Source organism: Pseudomonas sp. zfem003 (assembly GCF_032621675.1).
Classification (GTDB): Bacteria; Pseudomonadota; Gammaproteobacteria; order Pseudomonadales; family Pseudomonadaceae; genus Metapseudomonas; species Metapseudomonas otitidis.
Map to the genome: position 1 here is coordinate 505,806 of NZ_JAVYJG010000005.1, position 17,138 is coordinate 522,943.

The following is a 17,138-nucleotide window of genomic DNA, read 5'->3' on the forward strand; positions in this document are numbered from 1 at the left end:
ACGTGACTCGGAAAAAAGGCGCCCCAGGGCGCCTTTTTTCATGCTCGCAGGAAGGCCGCAGTGGCTATGACGGGCTCTCCGTCACCCCCGCCCGCTGCAGCAGCTGTGCCTCGTCCACCGCATCCACCTGCTCGGGCCGCAGGAAGCGTTCGGCGTAGTCCCGGTACACGCCGCTGCGGATGAACAGCCCGAACAGCTCGGTGTCGATGTGCGCGCCCTTGCACATGCCGGCCATGATCCCCAGCGCCTCGGAGAGGGTCTTGCCCTTCTTGTAGGGGCGGTCAACGGCTGTCAGCGCCTCGAAGATGTCGGCGATGGCCATCATCCGCGCCGGCAGACTCATCTGCTCGCGGGCCAGGCGCTTGGGATAGCCGGTGCCATCCATCTTCTCGTGGTGCCCGCCAGCGATCTCCGCCACGTTCTTCAGGTGCGGCGGGAAGGGCAGGCGGCTGAGCATCAGGATGGTCTGCACGATGTGGTGGTTGATGATGTAGCGCTCCTCCGCCGTCAGCGTGCCGCGTGCGATGGCGAGGTTGTGCAGTTCGCCCCGGTTGAACTTGTGTTCCGGCACGTCGAGACGGAAGCCCCACGGATTGTCCGCCGCCATGCGCTCGCCCTCGGGGCGCTCCAGCAGGTGCTCGGGACGGTCCGCCAGCAGCGGCTCCTCCGCCGGCAGGGGGCGTGGCGGCGTGCGGGCCTGGCGCTGGGCCTCTTCCCAGGACACCCCCAGGCGGTCGTCCAGGGTGCGCAGCCAGGTGCGCCCGGCAATGGCGTGCAGCCGCTGCTGGTCTGCCTCGGCCATGAACTCCCCGCCCAGGTTGCAGCGGGCGATGAAGGCGAATTCGTCATCCAGGGTGGCCAGCAGCGCGTCCCGCTGCGCCGCCAGCACGGCCTCATCGGCTCCTTCTGCACGGGCCCGCCAGTAGGTGATCCAGGCATCGCGCTTGAGCACCTCGAAGCGCATCCGCACTTCATGGATGCGGTCGTAGAGGGTTTCCAACTTGGTGGCCTTGTCCACCACGTACTCGGGGGTGGTCACCTTGCCGCAGTCGTGCAGCCAGGCGGCGATGTGCAGGGCCTCCCAGTCCTCGTCGCTGGGGTTGTAGTCGCGGAAGGGGCCGTCGTCGCTCTCGGCGGCCGCACGGGCCAGGGCCAGGGTGATCTCCGGGACCCGCTGGCAGTGGCCGCCGGTGTAGGGGCTCTTGGCGTCGATGGCGCCGGCGATCAGCTGGATGAACGCATCCAGCAGCTGCTTCTGCCGTTCCAGCAGGCGCTGGCTTTCGATGCACAGCGCCGCCACGCCGGACAGGGCCTCGACGAAGGCGATGCGTTCCGGCCGCAGCATGGCGGGGTTGGCCTCGCCGCCGGTGTCGCGCTGCAGCAGCACCAGCAAGCCGATGGTGTCGCCCTGGCGGTTGTGCAGGCCGGTGCCCATCAGGTGGGCGCGCGGCGTGCCCAGGGCGTTCAGCAGCGGCCCCAGTTCGCCAGCCTGGTCGTAGCCGAGCGACTGGGCCAGGGTCGCGCCGCCGTTGGCGGGCTGGCGGATCCAGGCGGGGAGGGCGGGGTCGTTCATGTCCCGTGCGGCCAGGCCGAGCTCCGAGGGCTGCCGCTGCTGGCCGTCGAGGAACAGGGCCTGGGGTTCGAGCCTTCCCTGTTCGGCGTCCAGCAGGTAGAGGATGCCGCCGGCGGATTCGCTGATCTCCACGGTCTCGTCGAGGACCCGGCTCAGCAACGCATCGAAGCGCTTCTCCGCCGAGAGGCTGGCGGTGATGTCGAGGAAGCTGCCCAGGGTGACCTTCATCTTCTCCATCGCCACGGCCAACTGGTCCACCTCCAGCACCGGCGAGCGGCCGAGCGCGGGCATATCGAAGTCGAAGCGACGGATGGCCTCGGCTTCCACCACCAGCGCCCGCAGGGGCTTCACCAGGATGCGTGACAGCAGCCAGCCGACCGGGATGCACAGGATGAGGATGACCAGGGTGAGCACGCCGCCCTGCCAGCGGATGCGGTAGGCATCGGCCAGCAGCTCGTCCTCGGGGGCCAGCAGGGCCAGGTAGAGCCCCTTGGGGCCGCCGGCCTGCAGGTGCTGGCGGGAAACCACCCATTGCCGTCCCGCCAGTTTCAGGGTGGTGCGCAGGTCGTCTTGCTCGCTGCGGTCGAGCAGCGCGGCGATGGCTGGGTCCAGGTCGCGGGCCATGGTCAGGCGCGGCTTGTCGTCGATGCGGGTGATCAGGCGCGTGCTGTCGGGGTAGGCCACTGCCTCGCCACTGGGGGCGAACAGCACCACCTGGGTGCCGGGGGTGACCCGGTGCGCCGCCAGGGTGGCGGAGAGGTCGGCCAGGGTCAGGTCGGCGCCGATCACCGAATCCTCGCCCGCCGGCATGGCCAGGGTGGTACCCACCGCACCGCTGGAGAAGAACACATAGGGCGCGGTGGCGATGTGGCCCCCCTGCTCCAGGGCGGTGTTGAACCAGGGGCGGCTGCGTGGATCGTAGCGCTCGTTGAGGTCCTGCCGACGGCTGATCACCGCCAGGTCGTCATCGAGGAACAGCGATTCCGACTGCGCGCGGGACAGGTTGTTGCGCTCGATGCTCCAGACCTGGAAGGCCGCACCGGGCGGGGCATCGAAGCGCTTCTTCAACGCCTCGGTGCGCAGCGGGCGGACCATGAGGAAGTCGCCGTCGTCATACCCCTGGTAGAGGGCGGCCAGTTTGGGGTGGTCGCGCAGGGCCTGGACGAAGGGCCTGAGCAGGCGTTCCTGGCGCTGCCAGGCGGGGTCCTGTGCGCTGCCTGGCGTCAGGGCCATCAGGTTGAGCAGGGTGTCGATGGGGCGGTAGGTGCCCTCCAGGTCCGCCTCCACCTGCTGGCTGATTTTCCCGAACAGCGCGTCGCTGCTGGACAGGATGATCTGCGTGGCCTGCCGGTAGTTGAAGACCCCGAGGATCACTCCAGAGGTCAGTAGGAGCAGCGTGAACAGCAGGCTGATGTGGACATGCAACGGAAATCGACGTTCGAGCGACCTGGGCATTGCCGAAGCTCCTGATCCCTGTTTGGGGCGCGCTTGCAGCATAGATGAGGCCTTGGGAAGACGCCGGGGCCCAGGGAAAAACAACGGCGCGTCGAGGCAGCGGCAGCTGCCTGTGCCATGGCTGGGCAGGTGGAAGCACATGTGGGCGGAGGGTGCATCTGCTTCCAGTGGTAGCGAGAGCTGGGATTAAGAGTGGAAAAGACGGCATTAGGCCCTGACGCTGCGGTTAGGAAGTAGGACTAATCCTAAGGTTCTGACAGCTACGTCCTTAATCCCTGCGATCCACCCCATCGACGCTCGACAGGTCTCCCGTCATCTCTATCTTGGCGAAACCCGTACACCCTCAAGGGAGATAAAAAGGTGAGCAAATTGGTAGACCTGGATGAGTTCCTGCGCATGGGCAGCGAAGCACCGAGCAAGGTGCTGATCGTCGACGACCACCCCGTGATCCGACTGGCCGTGCGCCTGCTGCTCAACCGCGAGGGGTATGAAGTGATCGCCGAGACCGACAACGGCGTCGATGCCATCGCCCTGGCCCGCGAACACGTGCCGGACCTCATCATCCTCGACATCGGCATCCCCAAGCTCGGCGGCCTCGACGTCATCGCCCGCCTCAGTTCGCTGGAGCTGCCGCTGCGCATCCTCGTGCTGACCGGGCAGAACCCCAGCCACTACGCCGCCCGCTGCATGCAGGCCGGCGCTGCCGGTTTCGTCTGCAAGGAAGGCGACCTGGGCGAACTGGCTTCGTCCGTACGCGCGGTGCTTTCGGGCTACAGCTACTTCCCCAGCGATGTGATCCGTTCCGGCAAGCGCCAGGTCGGTGTCCCCGACGAGCAGGAGCTGATCAGCCGCCTCTCCGACCGCGAGCTGGTGGTGCTCAAGTACCTGGCCAACGGCTACAGCAACAAACGCATCGCCGACGAGATGTTCATCAGCAACAAGACCGTCAGTACCTATAAGTCCCGCCTGCTGCTCAAGCTCAACGCCCGCTCGCTGATCGAGCTGGTGGAGTTCGCCAATCGCAACGCGCTGGTCTGAGCGCATCACAACCCCGTAGGCGTCGGGATCGGCGACGCTGCGGGGGTCAGTCGCGCAGGGGCTCGGTGACGGGCTCCGCCTGCGGGGCCGGTCCAGCCGCCCCAAGCGCTTCCTCTACTTCCACGTCTGCCTCCGCCGGCGCCTGTGGCGTCCAGTGCAGGCGTGCGCGGTGCGCGCCGTAGGCCACCAGCAGTGCCAGGGCGGCGCCCAGCAGGCTGTTGTAGAGACGCACCTCCGGCAGGTGCCAGTCGTGGGCCAGGCTCTCGGCCAGCAGCACGAAGCACAGCGTGGTCTGCGCCACGAACAGGCCGTAGTGCTGGGCGATGAAGGCACGGCTGAGCACGATCAGCGGCAGCATCGCCGCCACCAGCCAACCCGGGCTTTCAAGCCAGTGACCGAACAGGATCAGCGCCAGCGCCGCCGCCAGGCTGCCGAGGCTGCGCTGGATGGCCCGCACCAGGCTGCCGTCCAGCTCCATCTGCAACGTCGTCACCACCGTCAGCGTCAGCCAGTAGCCTCGCGGCAGACCGCTGAGGTTGGCTGCCAGGCCCGCCAGGGCCACCGCCAGGGTGCAGGCCAGGGCGTGGATCCACCACAGCCGCTGCGGCAGTCGTCCGGCATGCCGGCCGAACACCTTGATGAACCCGCCCAGGCGCGGCAGCACCGGCCACAGGCGCAGGCCGTGGGCGCCCCGTAGGAAGAACGCCAGCAGCATCACCCACAGCCCGCCGATGGCGAACAGCGCCCCCACCGCCAGGCCGTTGTGCAGGTTGCCGCTGCCGGCCTGGCCCTGGCCGAGGCACAGGCACACCGCCAGCCCGACCCCCAGCTTGCCCAGCTCCGTGCCGTAGCGCTGCAGCACCGCCAGCAGGAAACCCCACAGGGCGAAGGTGCCGAGGCTGGCCAGGGGATGGCTGGCGGCCCAGAAACCGATGCCTGCGCTGAGGGCGCCGAGCAGCGTGAGCAGCAGCATGCGCAGCATGCCGAAGCGGTGCATCGGGTTGGCCAGCGCCGCCTGGAAGGCCCCGGTGGCCGCCCAGAGAAAGCCTGTGTGCGCGGTGAACAGGCCGAGCAGCAGCGGCAGGCCGCAGCCCAGGCCGGCGATGGCCGCCGGGCCCCAGGCCGGAGGGCCGGCGTGCCAGTGGAAGCTCTGCCTGATCGCCTGACGCACGGAGGCTCCCTAGACCGGGCTCGAACGGCCGGTCATCTCCCGGGCCATCTCGGTGGCGTAGCTGTCGGTCATGCCGGCGATGAAGTCCAGCACCCGCAGGAAGGAGCGGTACAGCGGCCAGCCTGGGTTGGGCGCGTTGTTGCCCAATAGGTCGAGGATGCGCCGGTTCTTGAATGACGGCGTACGCCCGCCATGCTGCTCCAGCGCCGCACCACAGAAGGCGTTGAGGAGGATTTCCAGGGTGGTGTAGGCGCCGATCTCGTGCAGCGTCTTGCGCTTGTCCTGGAAGATGCGTTCGCGGGCGATGGCCTTGGCGCGCAGCACGCAACGCTTGGCCGGGCCGTCCATGTGCTCCACCAGATCGCCGTGCAGGGTGCCGGCGAGCAGGGCGTCCTGCTGTTCGACGAAGGCCCGCGCGGCGGCGTTGGTCAGGTGCTCGATGGCCTTGCCACGCAGGATCGCCAGCTTGCGCCGGCGCGAGTCGTGGGGGCCCAGCTGGCGGTAGGTTTCCGGCAGGTCGTCGCCCACCAGGCCCAGCAGCACGGCCTCCACCTCGGCGTAGTCCAGCAGCTCCATCTCCAGGCCGTCTTCCAGGTCGATGAGGGCGTAGCAGATGTCGTCGGCCGCCTCCATCAGGTAGACCAGCGGGTGGCGCGCCCAGCGCTGCGGTTCCAGCTGCGGCATGCCGAGCTTCTGGGTGATCTGCTCCATCAGCGGCAGTTCGCTCTGGTAGCAGCCGAACTTGTGCTTCTTGTAGCCCAGCGCCTCGGCGTGCTGCGAGGTCCAGGGGTACTTGAGGTACGCGCCGAGGGTGGCGTAGGTCAGGCGCGTGCCGCCGTCGAACTGGTGGTACTCCAGCTGGGTGAGCACGCGGAAGCCCTGGGCATTGCCCTCGAAGCTGAGGAAATCGGCGCGCTCGACGTCGCTCATCGCATCCAGCCAGCCGCGCCCGGCCGCCTGCTGGAACCAGTGGCGGATGGCGTCCTCGCCGGAGTGGCCGAACGGCGGGTTGCCGATGTCGTGGGCCAGGCAGGCGGACTGCACGATCACCCCCAGGTCCGAGGGCTCGCACCAGTCCGGCAGCGCCTCGCGCAGCACTTCGCCCACGCGCATGCCCAGGGAGCGTCCGACGCAGCCCACCTCCAGGGAATGAGTCAGGCGGGTGTGGATGTGGTCGTTGCTGGAGACCGGGTGCACCTGGGTCTTGCGGCCCAGGCGGCGGAAGGCGCCGGAGAAGATGATGCGGTCGTGATCCTTGTGGAACGGGCTGCGGCCCAGCTCCTCGGTGCTGTGCACCGGCTTGCCGAGCCGTTCCCGGGTAAGCAGTGTCTGCCAGTCCAATGCCTGTCCTCGCCTTCAGTGGCTCAATGGGAGGCTAGCTTCCCGGTTAAGCCCGGGCGAGGCAAGTGGACCTTGGGACGGCCGCGGGAGTTCCGCGCCTGGCTCAGAGCCCGGCGGCGTCGATGTCCACCAGCAGCAGGCGGCGGCCGTTGTCGATGAACTGGCCGGCGGTCAGGCAGTACTGGTTGGTGGTGGCGTCGCGGTAGGTGGTGGAGAGCGTCAGGCGGCGCTCCTCCCAGCCCTCGGCCAGCAACTGGTAGAAGTACGGCCGCCAGGACCAGTTGTGGCCCTGGTAACGGGCGTCCTCCCGCCACGCGCCCTGGTGCCATTCCAGGTTGGGGGTCAGCTGGGTGCCGGTGCGGTCGCACTGGTAGATGCGCAGCAGCCAGGGGAACTCGGCGGGGTTCGGCAGCGCCTGGTGGCTGCCGCCGGCCTCGGCCCAGGTCTTCAGCTGGTTCATCAGACGGTTCAGCTGCTGGCGCATGTCCATCAGCTGCGAGCGCTCGGCCAGCTTGCGCTTCACGTAGCGATCGCGCAGCTCGGCGAAGCGCGCAACGAAGGCCTCCGCCGGGAAGAACGCCAGGTGCGGCGCGGCGAACAGGTAGCCCTGCACGTAGCGGGCGCCGCACTCCAGGGCGAAGTCCAGCTCGGCCTCGGTCTCCACGCCCTCGGCGATGATCCAGCAGCCGGTCTTCTCCGCCATCTGCGCCAGCGCCTTCACCACCTCGCCGCTCGGCCCGCCCCGGGCGGCGGCCTGGAACAGCTGCATGTCCAGCTTGAGGATGTCCGGCTGCAACGCCAGCACCCGGTCGAGCTGCGAATAGCCCGCGCCGAAATCATCGATGGCGATGCGTGCACCGGCCTCGCGGTAGCGCGCCACCACGTCCGGCAGGCGCTGGCTGGCGCCGCCCAGTTCGGTGATCTCGAAGACGATGCGTTCTGGGCTCACGCCGTTGCGCTGCAGCTGCTTGAGGCTGGGCAGGGCCTGGCCGGGGCGCAGTCGGCTGATCCAGCGGGGCGAGATGTTGAGGCTGAGGAACCAGTCGGCCGGCGCTTCGTGCAGGCGGCGCAGGGCGTCCTCGCGGATCTCCCGGTCCAGCCGGCGCAGGGCGGCGGGCGGGATGCGCGGGTCGACGAACAGCGGGCCCACCGAACGCAGGGTGGCGTCTTCCAGGCGCAGCCGCCCCAGGGCCTCGACCCCCGCGATCCGGCCGGTGGCGGTATCGATGAAGGGCTGGAAAGAGGCGAGTGGTTGCCCCTCGATCACGGGCGGCTCCTTGTTGTAATGACCCCAGGGTCCGCGCAAGCCAGCGCGGGAACGACGGGCGATGCCCGGACCGTTCCATTAGCAAGAACGTGGCCAGTTTGTCCGACGATCAGGGGCGGGGCGGGCGGTCCACGGCCTGGCTGTGTTGCTTCCACAGGGCGCCCAGCAGCGGTAGCAGGGTGCCACCCAGCCGGACCCAGCGCGCCAGCGAGCCGCCGCGGGCCGCGAAGAAACCCAGCGCGGCGATGCCGGCAATGCCCCAGAGTGGTGCGTGCCCCTGGCCCAGGGGATGCTGCAGGCCTTGCGCCAGGCCCTTCACCCGGCGCAGGGGCCGGGTGATCACCTGGGCTTCGTGGCGGATCTCCTGGCGGTGCATCTCCAGGCGCAGGCGGACCAGCGCCTTGCGCAGTTCACGGCGGGAGGAGGGCAGGGGCGGCTGGGTCATGGCAGCAGGCGCTCGCGGTCAAGGGCCAGCTCTTCGAGGGTGCCGGCGAAGGGGGATGCTTCGTCGTCCACGGCCTGCTTCAGGCGCCAGGCGCAGTAGACGGTGAGCAGCCCGTAGAACAGGCAGAGCCCGCCGATGGCCTGCAGGCGCCAGGCGTCCCAGCACAGCACCAGGACCAGCGTCGACAGGCTCATCAGCAGCAGCAGGGCGAAGACAAGCGCCAGCCCGGCGAACAGCAGCAGGCGCAGGCTGTTGGCCTTCTGCTCCTGCAGCTCGATGCCGAACAGCTCCACATGGCTGTGCAGCAGCCCCAGCACGGCCGCGCCGAGGCGGCGCGGCGACGGGCCGGGCTCGCCGGCCTCGGGGTTGGGCGCGTCCGCCTGCATGTCAGCGACGGTTGGCCAGCAGGCCGAGCAGGAAGCCGACCCCGGCGGCGAGGCCGATGGTCTGCCACGGGTGCTCCTGCACGTAACCCTCGGTGGCGGCGACGGCGGCCTTGCCCTTGTCCACCAGGCGTTCTTCCGCGAGGTTCAGGGTTTCCCGGGCGCGCTTGAGGGAATCGTGGATCTGCAGGCGGAGGTCCTCGGCCTGCTCGCCGGCCAGGCTCGCGGTGTGCTGCAGCAGTTTCTCGGTGTCGCCGACGAGGGCCTGGAATTCGGCGATCAGGTCATCCTGGGCGCGGGAGGCGTTGTTGCGGGGCATGGCGGTTCTCCTTGAAAGGCTCAGGGGTTCTGAGTCCTGCCTGGCGCAAAGGGTTCAGGGGAAATTTGCCCGGCCGTCCGCCAACGCCCGCCGTGCCTTGGTATGCGGCTTGCTTTGCCCTGGTGCGCCCGGCTGGAAAACGCCCCGTTATCGAGCGGCAAGGCGGCCTGCCGAGGTGCACGCTTGATTGGTCAAGCGACTGATAAATAAAGAAAAAGTCATGAGTCAGCTGATGCTTCACACTGCCTTTCGCCCCGTTGCGGGGCATCGCCAGGGAGCGGTCCCCGGTGGGGTGGCATCAGTCTGGTGCGCTGTGATGGTGCTGTGACCTTTCTTGGTGCCCTTTCACTGCCGGAGAGCCCTCTCTCGATGGAAAACCTCAACAGCGCCGTGCAAACCCTGATCCACGGCTCCAATACCCTGTTCATCCTGATGGGTGCGGTCATGGTCCTGGCCATGCACGCCGGCTTCGCCTTCCTCGAAGTCGGTACCGTGCGGCAGAAGAACCAGGTCAACGCCCTGTCGAAGATCCTCTCGGACTTCGCCGTCTCCACCCTGGCCTACTTCTTCATCGGTTACTGGGTGGCCTACGGGGTCAACTTCCTGCAGCCGGCCGCCGTCCTGGCGGAGGACCACGGCTACGCGCTGGTGAAGTTCTTCTTCCTGCTGACCTTCGCCGCCGCCATCCCCGCGATCATCTCCGGCGGCATCGCCGAGCGCGCCAAGTTCGGCCCGCAGCTGTGCGCCACCGCGCTGATCGTCGCCTTCGTCTACCCCTTCTTCGAAGGGCTGATCTGGAACGGCAACTTCGGCCTGCAGGACTGGCTGAAAGCCAGTTTCGGCGCCAGCTTCCATGACTTCGCCGGCTCGGTGGTGGTGCATGCCGTGGGCGGCTGGCTGGCCTTCGGCGCGGTGGTGCTGCTGGGCCGCCGCGATGGCCGCTACCGTGATGGCCGGCTGATCGCCTTCGCCCCGTCGAACATCCCGTTCCTGGCCCTCGGCTCGTGGATCCTCATCGTCGGCTGGTTCGGCTTCAACGTCATGAGCGCCCAGACCTTGCAGGGCGTCAGCGGCCTGGTGGCGGTCAACTCGCTGATGGCCATGGTGGGCGGCACGGCGGCCTCGCTGCTGGTGGGCCGCAACGACCCCGGCTTCCTGCACAACGGGCCGCTGGCCGGCCTGGTGGCGGTGTGCGCCGGCTCCGACCTGATGCACCCGGTGGGCGCCCTGGCCACCGGCGCCATCGCCGGTGGGTTGTTCGTCTGGGCCTTCACCGCCACCCAGGTGAAATGGAAGATCGACGACGTCCTCGGCGTCTGGCCACTGCACGGCCTGTGCGGCGCCTGGGGCGGCATTGCCTGCGGCCTCTTCGGCCAGCAGGCCCTGGGCGGCCTCGGCGGCGTCAGCCTCGCCAGCCAGTTCATCGGCACCGCGCTGGGCCTGGTGGTGGCGCTGGTGGGGGGCTTCGCCGTGTATGGCCTGCTGAAGAAGACCCTGGGCATCCGCCTCAGCCAGGAGCAGGAGTATTACGGCGCCGACCTGTCGATCCACCGCATCGGCGCGACCAGCCAGGATTGACCCCGGCAGCGGGCACGGAGAGGCGCACCTGTGCGCCTCTTTTCGTTTGCGGGGCGCTCCGCCCGTAGCCTGGGCTTCAGCCCAGGGGAGGCGGTGCAGGCCATTCCCGGACTGAAGTCCGGGCTACGGGGGCGCTCAGGTGGCGCAGGGGGATCACATTCCACCGATCCACTCCCGCCGCCGCACCGGGCGCCCCGGGTTGATGCGGTTCGCACAGCTCACCGCATCCTACGGCTGCTCGGTTCGTAGGATGGGCTGAGCTGTGCGAAGCCCATCGTTGTGGGCTGTGTGCTTAATCGATCCTGGTGTACCCGGACATAAAAAAGGGGCCATCCCTGGCCCCTTGCAGAAACGCGAGCGGAGTGCAGGTTACTTTTCCCAATCCTGGGGGCAGGCGGTGCAGCCTTCCATGTTCACGCCCTGGAACGAGGCGTAGTGCTGGCGGGTGCCGCTGAGGTCGGCGTTCTCCAGGTTGGCGTCGGCGAGCTTGGCCTCCTGCAGGTTGGCGTCGTTGAGGCGGGCGCCCTTGAGGTCGGCGCGGCTGAGGAAGGTCATCTCCAGGTCGGCCGCCTGCAGGTTCACGTCGTGCAGCTTGGCGCCGGAGAGGCGGGCGAATTCCAGGTAGGCACCGGTCAGGTCGGCCCCCTTGAACTGCGCGCCCTGGCCGAACAGGCCCCAGCCCTGGACGGCCATCAGGTGCGCATCGCTGAGGTCGGCCAGGCGCAGGTTGGTCTGCTGCAGGCTGGCGCGGGTGAGGTTGGCGCCCACCAGCCGGGCCTTCTCCAGGTTGGCCAGGTCGAGGTTGGCGTGGCGCAGGTTGGCACCGGCCAGGTTGGCCCCGGACAGGTCGATGCGGCGCAGGTCCAGGTTGCTCAGGTCGGCGTTGGACAGGTTGGCCCCCGGGCAGTGGGCGCCGGGCTCCAGGCGGCAGCCGTCGATCACGCGCACGGCGTCGGCATCGCTGTCGTCGGCGGCGGGCTGGGTGGGTTCGGGCTGGGCCCAGGCGAGGCCGAAGACCAGCATGAGCAGGGGAAGGAACATGGGCAGGTAGTTCATGGCAGCTCCCGGAACGAGAACCGGCGCACCCGAGGGCGCGCCGGTGAGGATGGTCAGCGGCTGGCGGTCTTGTTGTCCCAGCTGGGCAGCTTGAACACCCAGAAGGAACCGCCCTGGGCGACCGGCTTGGTCAGTTCGGCCATGTCGCCGCCCCACAGGGGCACGGCACCGCCGTAGCCGACGGTCACGCCGATGTACTGCTCGCCATCCTGTTCCCAGGTGATGGGCGGGGAGACGATCCCGCTGCCGGTCTGGAATTTCCACAGCTCCTTGCCGGTCTTCGCATCGAAGGCCTTGAGGAAGCCGTCACCGGTGCCGGTGAACACCAGGTTGCCCTTGGTGGCCAGTACGCCGGCCCACAGCGGCAGGTGCTCGTTGTGCTCCCACACCACCTTGCCGGTGGTCGGGTCCATGGCGCGCAGGCTGCCGACGTGGTCGTCGTACATGCGCTTGATGCGGAAGCCCATGCCCAGGTAGGCGGAGCCCTTCTTGTAGTTCACCTCCTCGGTCCAGTAGTCCTCCTTCCAGTTGTTGGCCGGCACGTAGAACAGGCCGGTGTCCTGGCTGTAGGCCATCGGGTTCCAGTTCTTGCCGCCGAGGAAGGGCGGGGAGACCTCCACCGGCTTGCCGTGCTTCTGGCCCGGCTCGGGCAGCGGCGGACGCTGGCCTTCGTTCTCCACCGGGCGGCCGGTCTTCAGGTCGATGTGGCTGGCCCAGGTGATGTTGTCGACGAAGGGGAAGGCGTTCTGCAGCTTGCCGTTGGTGCGGTCCACCACATAGAAGAAGCCGTTGCGGTCGGCGTGGGCGGTGGCCTTCACCGTCTTGCCGTCCTTGCCCTTGTAGTCGAACAGCACCAGCTCGTTGTTGCCGGAGAAGTCCCAGGCGTCGTTCGGGGTGTGCTGGTAGAACCACTTCACCTCGCCGGTGCTCGGGTCCACGCCCACCTGGCCGGAGGTGTAGAGGCTGTCGTAGTCGTGGGGGTTGCCGCCCTTGGCGGTGCGCGCCCAGGTGTTCCAGGGGCCGGGGTTGCCGGCGCCGACGATGATGGTGTTGGTCTCGGCGTCGAAGCTGGCGCTCTGCCAGGGGGCGCCGCCGCCGTGGCTCCAGGCTTCCACCTTGCCGGTGGGGGAGTCCTTGTCGTCCGGCCAGGAGGGGGCCTTCACATCGCCGGTGGGGGTGCTGTCCTTGCCGTTCAGGCGGCCCATGTGGCCCTCGACGAAGGGGCGCATCCAGACTTCCTCGCCGGTGTCCGGGTCGCGGGCGAACAGCTGGCCGACCACGCCGAATTCGTCACCGGAGCTGCCGTGGATCAGCAGCACCTTGCCGGTCTTCTGGTCCTTGATGAGGGTCGGCGCGCCGGTCATGGTGTAGCCCGCCGTGTGGTCGCCGAATTTCTTGTTCCACACCACCTTGCCGGTGTCCTTGTTCAGCGCCACCAGGCGGCCGTCCAGGGTGCCGAAGAAGATCTTGTCGCCGAAGATCGCGGCGCCCCGGTTGACCACGTCGCAGCACGGACGGATGTCGGCCGGCAGGCGGTGGTTGTAGACCCACAGGCGCTTGCCGGTCTTGGCGTCCAGCGCGAACACGCGGGAATAGGAAGCGGTGACGTAGATCACCCCGTCGCTGACGATGGCCTGGGACTCCTGGCCGCGCTGCTTCTCGTCACCGAAGGAGAAGGACCAGGCCGGCACCAGCTTGAACACGTTCTTGTCGTTCACCTGGGCCAGGGGGCTCCAGCGCTGGGCATTGGTGCCCATGCCGTACTGCAGCACGTCCTTGACCGAGACATGGTCGTTGGCGATGTCTTCCCAGGTGACGTTCTTGGCGAAGGCAGCGCTGGTGGCAGCCAGGCCGCCAGCGAGGAGCAGACCCTTGACGGCGAGGGCCAGCGGGGAGTGGGGGAGCGATCTTGTTGTCATCTTTGTGGTTCCCGTGGTCGTTGAGGACCAGTGCGCCACCTGGCGTCCTGGCGTATCGCATAGTGGAAGCGACCCCCTTGCCGGGATACGGAAAAACTCCCGCGATGGCCGGGAAAAATTCCCAGTCCGGACATGACTTGGACTTGCTGCCAAAGCCTCCCCCGGCACCTCCCCGGGGCCTGCTACCAAGGGAGTAGGGCGCGCCCACCAAAGCAGCATTCGGGGCCCCTGGGGGCCTCCTTACCATCCTCGGCACCACGCTCCAGGCGAGCGTTGCCTTGCCCAGCATCTCGATGAGGATGGAAGTCATGCACAACAACAAGAACACCCTGCGCGGTCTGCTGCTGCTCGCCGGCATGGGCCTGTCCGGCCTGGCCCTGGCCCACGGCGACGTGGTGCCCCAGTCGGTGAACACCGAAGGCCTCGAACCCCTGGGCAAGGAATGGCGCGAAACCAACCCCTACCGCGCGCCCTACGAGAAGAATGCCCTGGCGGTGGAGATCGGCGCCTCGGCCTACAACCAGAACTGCGCCCGCTGCCACGGCCTGGAAGCCAAGTCCGGCGGCATCGCCCCCGACCTGCGCTACCTGGAGACCGATGCCAGCGGTGACGAGTGGTTCAAGGAGCGGGTGATCAACGGCGCCGTTCGCGATGGGGCCGTGTACATGCCGAAGATGGCCGACTTCCTCAGCCAGGAAGCGCTCTGGGCCATCCGCTCCTACCTGGAAAGCGTCCACGTGGACGAGTGAGCCATGCGCCGCTGGCTGCCACTGGCCCTGGGGGTGTGCCTGAACGTCCAGGCCGCTCCCGATCCGGGCCCGGACCCGGTGCCCTCGGTGATGTGGGCCTACCACCACCAGCGCATCCTCGAAGGCGCCCCCTTCGTCTTCGACTCGCGCGTGGTGCTGCAGGCCCCGCCCTTCGCCGAGGACGCCCGGCAGGTGCCGATCCAGGTCGACGCCCGGGGGCTGCCCGGCCCGGTGCGGCGGCTGGTGGCCTGGGCCGAGCTCAATCCCATCCCGCGGATCTTCGATTTTCGCCCCGGCGAGCGGGTGCTGCCGGTGGTGGCCGTGCGCATCCGTGTCGAGCAGGCCACCGCCGTGCGGGTTGCCGCGCTCACCGATGACGGTGTCTGGCATGTCGGCTCCGCCTGGGTCGACGCCGCCGGCGGTGGCTGCACCGCGCCCAGCGTGGTGCGCGCCCAGCCGGGCTGGGAGCAGCGCCTCGGGCACATCCAGGGCGCCCGCTTCGCCCACGACGGCGTTAGCCGCCTGCGCCTGCGCATCGACCACCCCATGGACAACGGCCTGGTCGGCGGCGTGCCCGAGTTCTTCCTCAACCAGGCCGAACTGCGCAGCCCCACGGGCGAGGTCCTCGCCAGCCTGGAGCTGTTCCCCGCCGTGGCCGAGAACCCCACCCTCAGCCTGGAGACCCGCACCCCGGAGCCGACCCACCTGTGGCTGCGGGACAACAACGGCAACGAGTTCGAGGCCGACTTCTGAACCGTGCGCTCAAGGAGATAGACGTGCGCCATCACGAGCCCCATCCCCGCGAACCACGGCCCGTGGCCACCCGCCCGGCGATGGGCCTGCTGGTGCTGGTGTTCCTGATCCTGCTGCCGCTGCTGTCCCGTGCCGAGCCGGAATACCCCCTGGAGCCCCGGCGCATTGCCGACGACACCTGGCTGCTGGAAGGCAGCACCGAGAACTTCAGCAGTTCCAACGGCGGCAACGTGGTCAACAGCGCCTTCATCGTCACCGATGCCGGCGTGGTGGTGATCGACACCGGCCCCTCGCGGCGCTACGGCGAAAGCCTGCGCCGCGCCATCGCCCGGGTCACCGAGCGCCCGGTGGTGCTGGTGTTCAACACCCACCACCACCCCGACCACGTGCTCGGCAACCAGGCCTTCGCCGACGTGCCCATCGCCGCACTGCCCGGCACCACCGAACTGCTGCGCCAGCAGGGCGACGCCATGGCCGAGAACATGTACCGCCTGGTGGGCGACTGGATGCGCGGCACCGAAGTGCGCCTGCCGGACCAGGCCGTGCAGGCGGGCACCCGCACCGTTGGCGGCCACCCGCTGCGCCTGCTGCCCCTGCGCGGCCACACCGGGGCCGACCTGGCCATCCTCGACGAGCGCACCGGCGTGCTGTTCGCCGGCGACCTGGTGTTCTACCAGCGTGCCCTCACCACCCCCAACAGCCCGGGGCTGGAGGTCTGGCTCGACGACCTGCGCCAGCTCCAGGCGTTGCCCTGGAAGCACCTGGTGCCCGGGCACGGGCCGGTCACCGAAGACGCCGCCGCCTTCGATCAGATGCGCGACTACCTGGGCTGGCTCGACGGCCTGCTGCGCGAGGGTGCCGCCCAGGGCGCGGACATGAACGAGCTGATCCGCGCGCCGATTCCCGAGCGCTTCGCCGCCGTCAGCCTCAGTCGCTTCGAACTGGTGCGCAGCGTCAGCCACCTCTACCCCCGCTACGAACAGGCCGTGCTGCAAGGCGCTACTACCAAATGAGGAGGCCACCGCACCCATGGGCGCATACCGATGGGGGCGGCGTGGCCACTAGCATCCACTCACCACCTGGCCCGTATCGGCGCCAGGCCCCGTCAGGAGAGCCCATCGCATGCGTTACGCACAACCCGGCACCCCCGGCGCCGTCGTTTCCTTCAAGGACCGCTACGGCAACTACATCGGCGGCGAATTCGTGCCCCCGGTCAAAGGCCAGTACTTCACCAACACCTCCCCGGTGAACGGCCAGCCCATCGCCGAATTCCCCCGCTCCACCGCCGAAGACATCGACAAGGCCCTCGACGCCGCCCACGCCGCCGCCGATGCCTGGGGCCGCACCTCCGTGCAGGACCGCTCCAACGTCCTGCTGAAGATCGCCGACCGCATCGAACAGAACCTCGAAGTCCTCGCCGTCACCGAAACCTGGGACAACGGCAAGGCCGTGCGCGAAACCCTCAACGCCGACATCCCGCTCGCCGCCGACCACTTCCGCTACTTCGCCGGCTGCATCCGCGCCCAGGAAGGCGGCGCCGCCGAAATCAACGACGGCACCGTCGCCTACCACATCCACGAACCCCTCGGCGTGGTCGGCCAGATCATCCCCTGGAACTTCCCGCTGCTCATGGCCGCCTGGAAGCTCGCCCCGGCCCTCGCCGCCGGCAACTGCATCGTCCTCAAGCCCGCCGAACAGACCCCGCTGGGCATCACCGTACTCATGGAACTGATCGGCGACCTGCTGCCGCCCGGCGTACTCAACGTCGTCCAGGGCTTCGGCAAGGAAGCCGGCGAAGCGCTCGCCACCAGCAAGCGCATCGCCAAGATCGCCTTCACCGGCTCCACCCCCGTCGGCTCGCACATCCTCAAGTGCGCCGCCGAGAACATCATCCCCAGCACCGTCGAACTGGGTGGCAAGAGCCCCAACATCTACTTCGAAGACATCATGCAGGCCGAGCCGGCCTTCATCGAAAAGGCCGCCGAAGGCCTGGTCCTCGCCTTCTTCAACCAGGGCGAAGTCTGCACCTGCCCCTCCCGCGCCCTGGTGCAGGAATCCATCTACCCCGCCTTCATGGCCGAAGTGATGAAG

15 protein-coding genes are annotated in these 17,138 nt (G+C 68.5%); 6 read left to right on the forward strand and 9 right to left on the reverse strand.

From position 1 onward, the window contains the following. Positions 1-64 precede the first annotated feature (64 nt). Positions 65-3,028, reverse strand: a complete 2,964-nt coding sequence (locus RTK35_RS13965; RefSeq protein ID WP_316908248.1) for an HD domain-containing phosphohydrolase — start codon at positions 3,026-3,028, stop codon at positions 65-67. Positions 3,029-3,424: 396 nt separating this feature from the next. On the opposite strand from RTK35_RS13965, the gene RTK35_RS13970 reads away from it, so the two are divergent. After that, positions 3,425-4,066 carry a response regulator transcription factor gene (locus RTK35_RS13970; RefSeq protein ID WP_044406209.1) on the forward strand — a complete coding sequence of 214 codons (642 nt, stop codon included), beginning with the start codon at positions 3,425-3,427 and terminating at the stop codon, positions 4,064-4,066. A 46-nt stretch (positions 4,067-4,112) separates the two neighbouring features. Here the strand turns inward: RTK35_RS13970 and RTK35_RS13975 are convergent, their stop codons facing one another. The 6 genes from RTK35_RS13975 to RTK35_RS14000 all read right to left on the reverse strand — a co-directional run bounded on the left by RTK35_RS13975 (position 4,113) and on the right by RTK35_RS14000 (position 8,992). Then, positions 4,113-5,237, reverse strand: a complete 1,125-nt coding sequence (locus RTK35_RS13975; RefSeq protein WP_142011180.1) for an FUSC family protein — start codon at positions 5,235-5,237, stop codon at positions 4,113-4,115. 9 nt (positions 5,238-5,246) lie between these two features. Then, complete coding sequence (locus RTK35_RS13980) at positions 5,247-6,578, reverse strand: deoxyguanosinetriphosphate triphosphohydrolase (RefSeq protein ID WP_074968910.1); 1,332 nt, start codon at positions 6,576-6,578, stop codon at positions 5,247-5,249. 103 nt (positions 6,579-6,681) lie between these two features. Next, the gene (locus RTK35_RS13985) at positions 6,682-7,845 is read right to left on the reverse strand and encodes an EAL domain-containing protein (RefSeq protein ID WP_316908249.1); all 1,164 of its coding nucleotides are present in this window, start codon (positions 7,843-7,845) and stop codon (positions 6,682-6,684) included. A gap of 109 nt (positions 7,846-7,954) precedes the next feature. Next, positions 7,955-8,290, reverse strand: coding sequence for a hypothetical protein (locus tag RTK35_RS13990; RefSeq protein WP_044406092.1), 336 nt, complete (start codon positions 8,288-8,290; stop codon positions 7,955-7,957). Further along, positions 8,287-8,676: a phage holin family protein gene (locus RTK35_RS13995; RefSeq protein ID WP_316908250.1), complete on the reverse strand. Its 390-nt coding sequence runs from the start codon at positions 8,674-8,676 to the stop codon at positions 8,287-8,289. The genes RTK35_RS13990 and RTK35_RS13995 overlap by 4 nt, the downstream gene beginning before the upstream one ends. A 1-nt stretch (position 8,677) precedes the next feature. Beyond that, the gene (locus RTK35_RS14000; RefSeq protein ID WP_044406086.1) at positions 8,678-8,992 is read right to left on the reverse strand and encodes a YqjD family protein; all 315 of its coding nucleotides are present in this window, start codon (positions 8,990-8,992) and stop codon (positions 8,678-8,680) included. A 369-nt stretch (positions 8,993-9,361) separates the two neighbouring features. On the opposite strand from RTK35_RS14000, the gene RTK35_RS14005 reads away from it, so the two are divergent. Beyond that, positions 9,362-10,570, forward strand: coding sequence for an ammonium transporter (locus tag RTK35_RS14005; protein WP_044406083.1), 1,209 nt, complete (start codon positions 9,362-9,364; stop codon positions 10,568-10,570). Positions 10,571-10,939: 369 nt separating this feature from the next. Here RTK35_RS14005 and RTK35_RS14010 read toward each other — a convergent pair whose 3' ends face one another. Together RTK35_RS14010 and exaA are read right to left on the reverse strand one after the other, a co-directional pair. Beyond that, positions 10,940-11,626, reverse strand: a complete 687-nt coding sequence (locus RTK35_RS14010; RefSeq protein ID WP_142011174.1) for a pentapeptide repeat-containing protein — start codon at positions 11,624-11,626, stop codon at positions 10,940-10,942. A 53-nt stretch (positions 11,627-11,679) separates the two neighbouring features. Further along, on the reverse strand, positions 11,680-13,545 hold the full coding sequence (exaA, locus tag RTK35_RS14015) for a quinoprotein ethanol dehydrogenase (RefSeq protein WP_044406077.1): 1,866 nt from the start codon (positions 13,543-13,545) through the stop codon (positions 11,680-11,682). A gap of 308 nt (positions 13,546-13,853) precedes the next feature. Between exaA and pedF the strand changes: the two genes are divergently transcribed. The 4 genes from pedF to RTK35_RS14035 all read left to right on the forward strand — a co-directional run. After that, the gene (gene pedF / locus RTK35_RS14020; RefSeq protein ID WP_316908251.1) at positions 13,854-14,294 is read left to right on the forward strand and encodes a cytochrome c-550 PedF; all 441 of its coding nucleotides are present in this window, start codon (positions 13,854-13,856) and stop codon (positions 14,292-14,294) included. 3 nt (positions 14,295-14,297) lie between these two features. Continuing rightward, positions 14,298-15,047 (forward strand): quinoprotein dehydrogenase-associated SoxYZ-like carrier, encoded by a 750-nt coding sequence (locus tag RTK35_RS14025; RefSeq protein WP_107329479.1) that lies wholly within the window; start codon positions 14,298-14,300, stop codon positions 15,045-15,047. 80 nt (positions 15,048-15,127) lie between these two features. Next, positions 15,128-16,060 (forward strand): quinoprotein relay system zinc metallohydrolase 1, encoded by a 933-nt coding sequence (locus RTK35_RS14030; RefSeq protein ID WP_316908259.1) that lies wholly within the window; start codon positions 15,128-15,130, stop codon positions 16,058-16,060. 109 nt (positions 16,061-16,169) lie between these two features. Beyond that, positions 16,170-17,138 (forward strand): aldehyde dehydrogenase family protein (locus tag RTK35_RS14035; protein WP_316908252.1); only part of this gene is annotated, 969 nt, incomplete at its 3' end.

Bases quoted from the DNA above. Each gene is read 5' to 3' on its own strand.
- RTK35_RS13965 (WP_316908248.1), bottom strand. From the start codon at position 3,028: ATGCCCAGGTCGCTCGAACGTCGATTTCCGTTGCATGTCCACATCAGC.
- RTK35_RS14030 (WP_316908259.1), top strand. From the start codon at position 15,128: ATGGGCCTGCTGGTGCTGGTGTTCCTGATCCTGCTGCCGCTGCTGTCC.
- RTK35_RS13995 (WP_316908250.1), bottom strand. From the start codon at position 8,676: ATGCAGGCGGACGCGCCCAACCCCGAGGCCGGCGAGCCCGGCCCGTCG.
- RTK35_RS14005 (WP_044406083.1), top strand. From the start codon at position 9,362: ATGGAAAACCTCAACAGCGCCGTGCAAACCCTGATCCACGGCTCCAAT.
- RTK35_RS13970 (WP_044406209.1), top strand. From the start codon at position 3,425: ATGGGCAGCGAAGCACCGAGCAAGGTGCTGATCGTCGACGACCACCCC.
- RTK35_RS13990 (WP_044406092.1), bottom strand. From the start codon at position 8,290: ATGACCCAGCCGCCCCTGCCCTCCTCCCGCCGTGAACTGCGCAAGGCG.
- RTK35_RS14000 (WP_044406086.1), bottom strand. From the start codon at position 8,992: ATGCCCCGCAACAACGCCTCCCGCGCCCAGGATGACCTGATCGCCGAA.
- RTK35_RS14010 (WP_142011174.1), bottom strand. From the start codon at position 11,626: ATGAACTACCTGCCCATGTTCCTTCCCCTGCTCATGCTGGTCTTCGGC.
- RTK35_RS14025 (WP_107329479.1), top strand. From the start codon at position 14,298: ATGCGCCGCTGGCTGCCACTGGCCCTGGGGGTGTGCCTGAACGTCCAG.
- pedF (WP_316908251.1), top strand. From the start codon at position 13,854: ATGCACAACAACAAGAACACCCTGCGCGGTCTGCTGCTGCTCGCCGGC.
- exaA (WP_044406077.1), bottom strand. From the start codon at position 13,545: ATGACAACAAGATCGCTCCCCCACTCCCCGCTGGCCCTCGCCGTCAAG.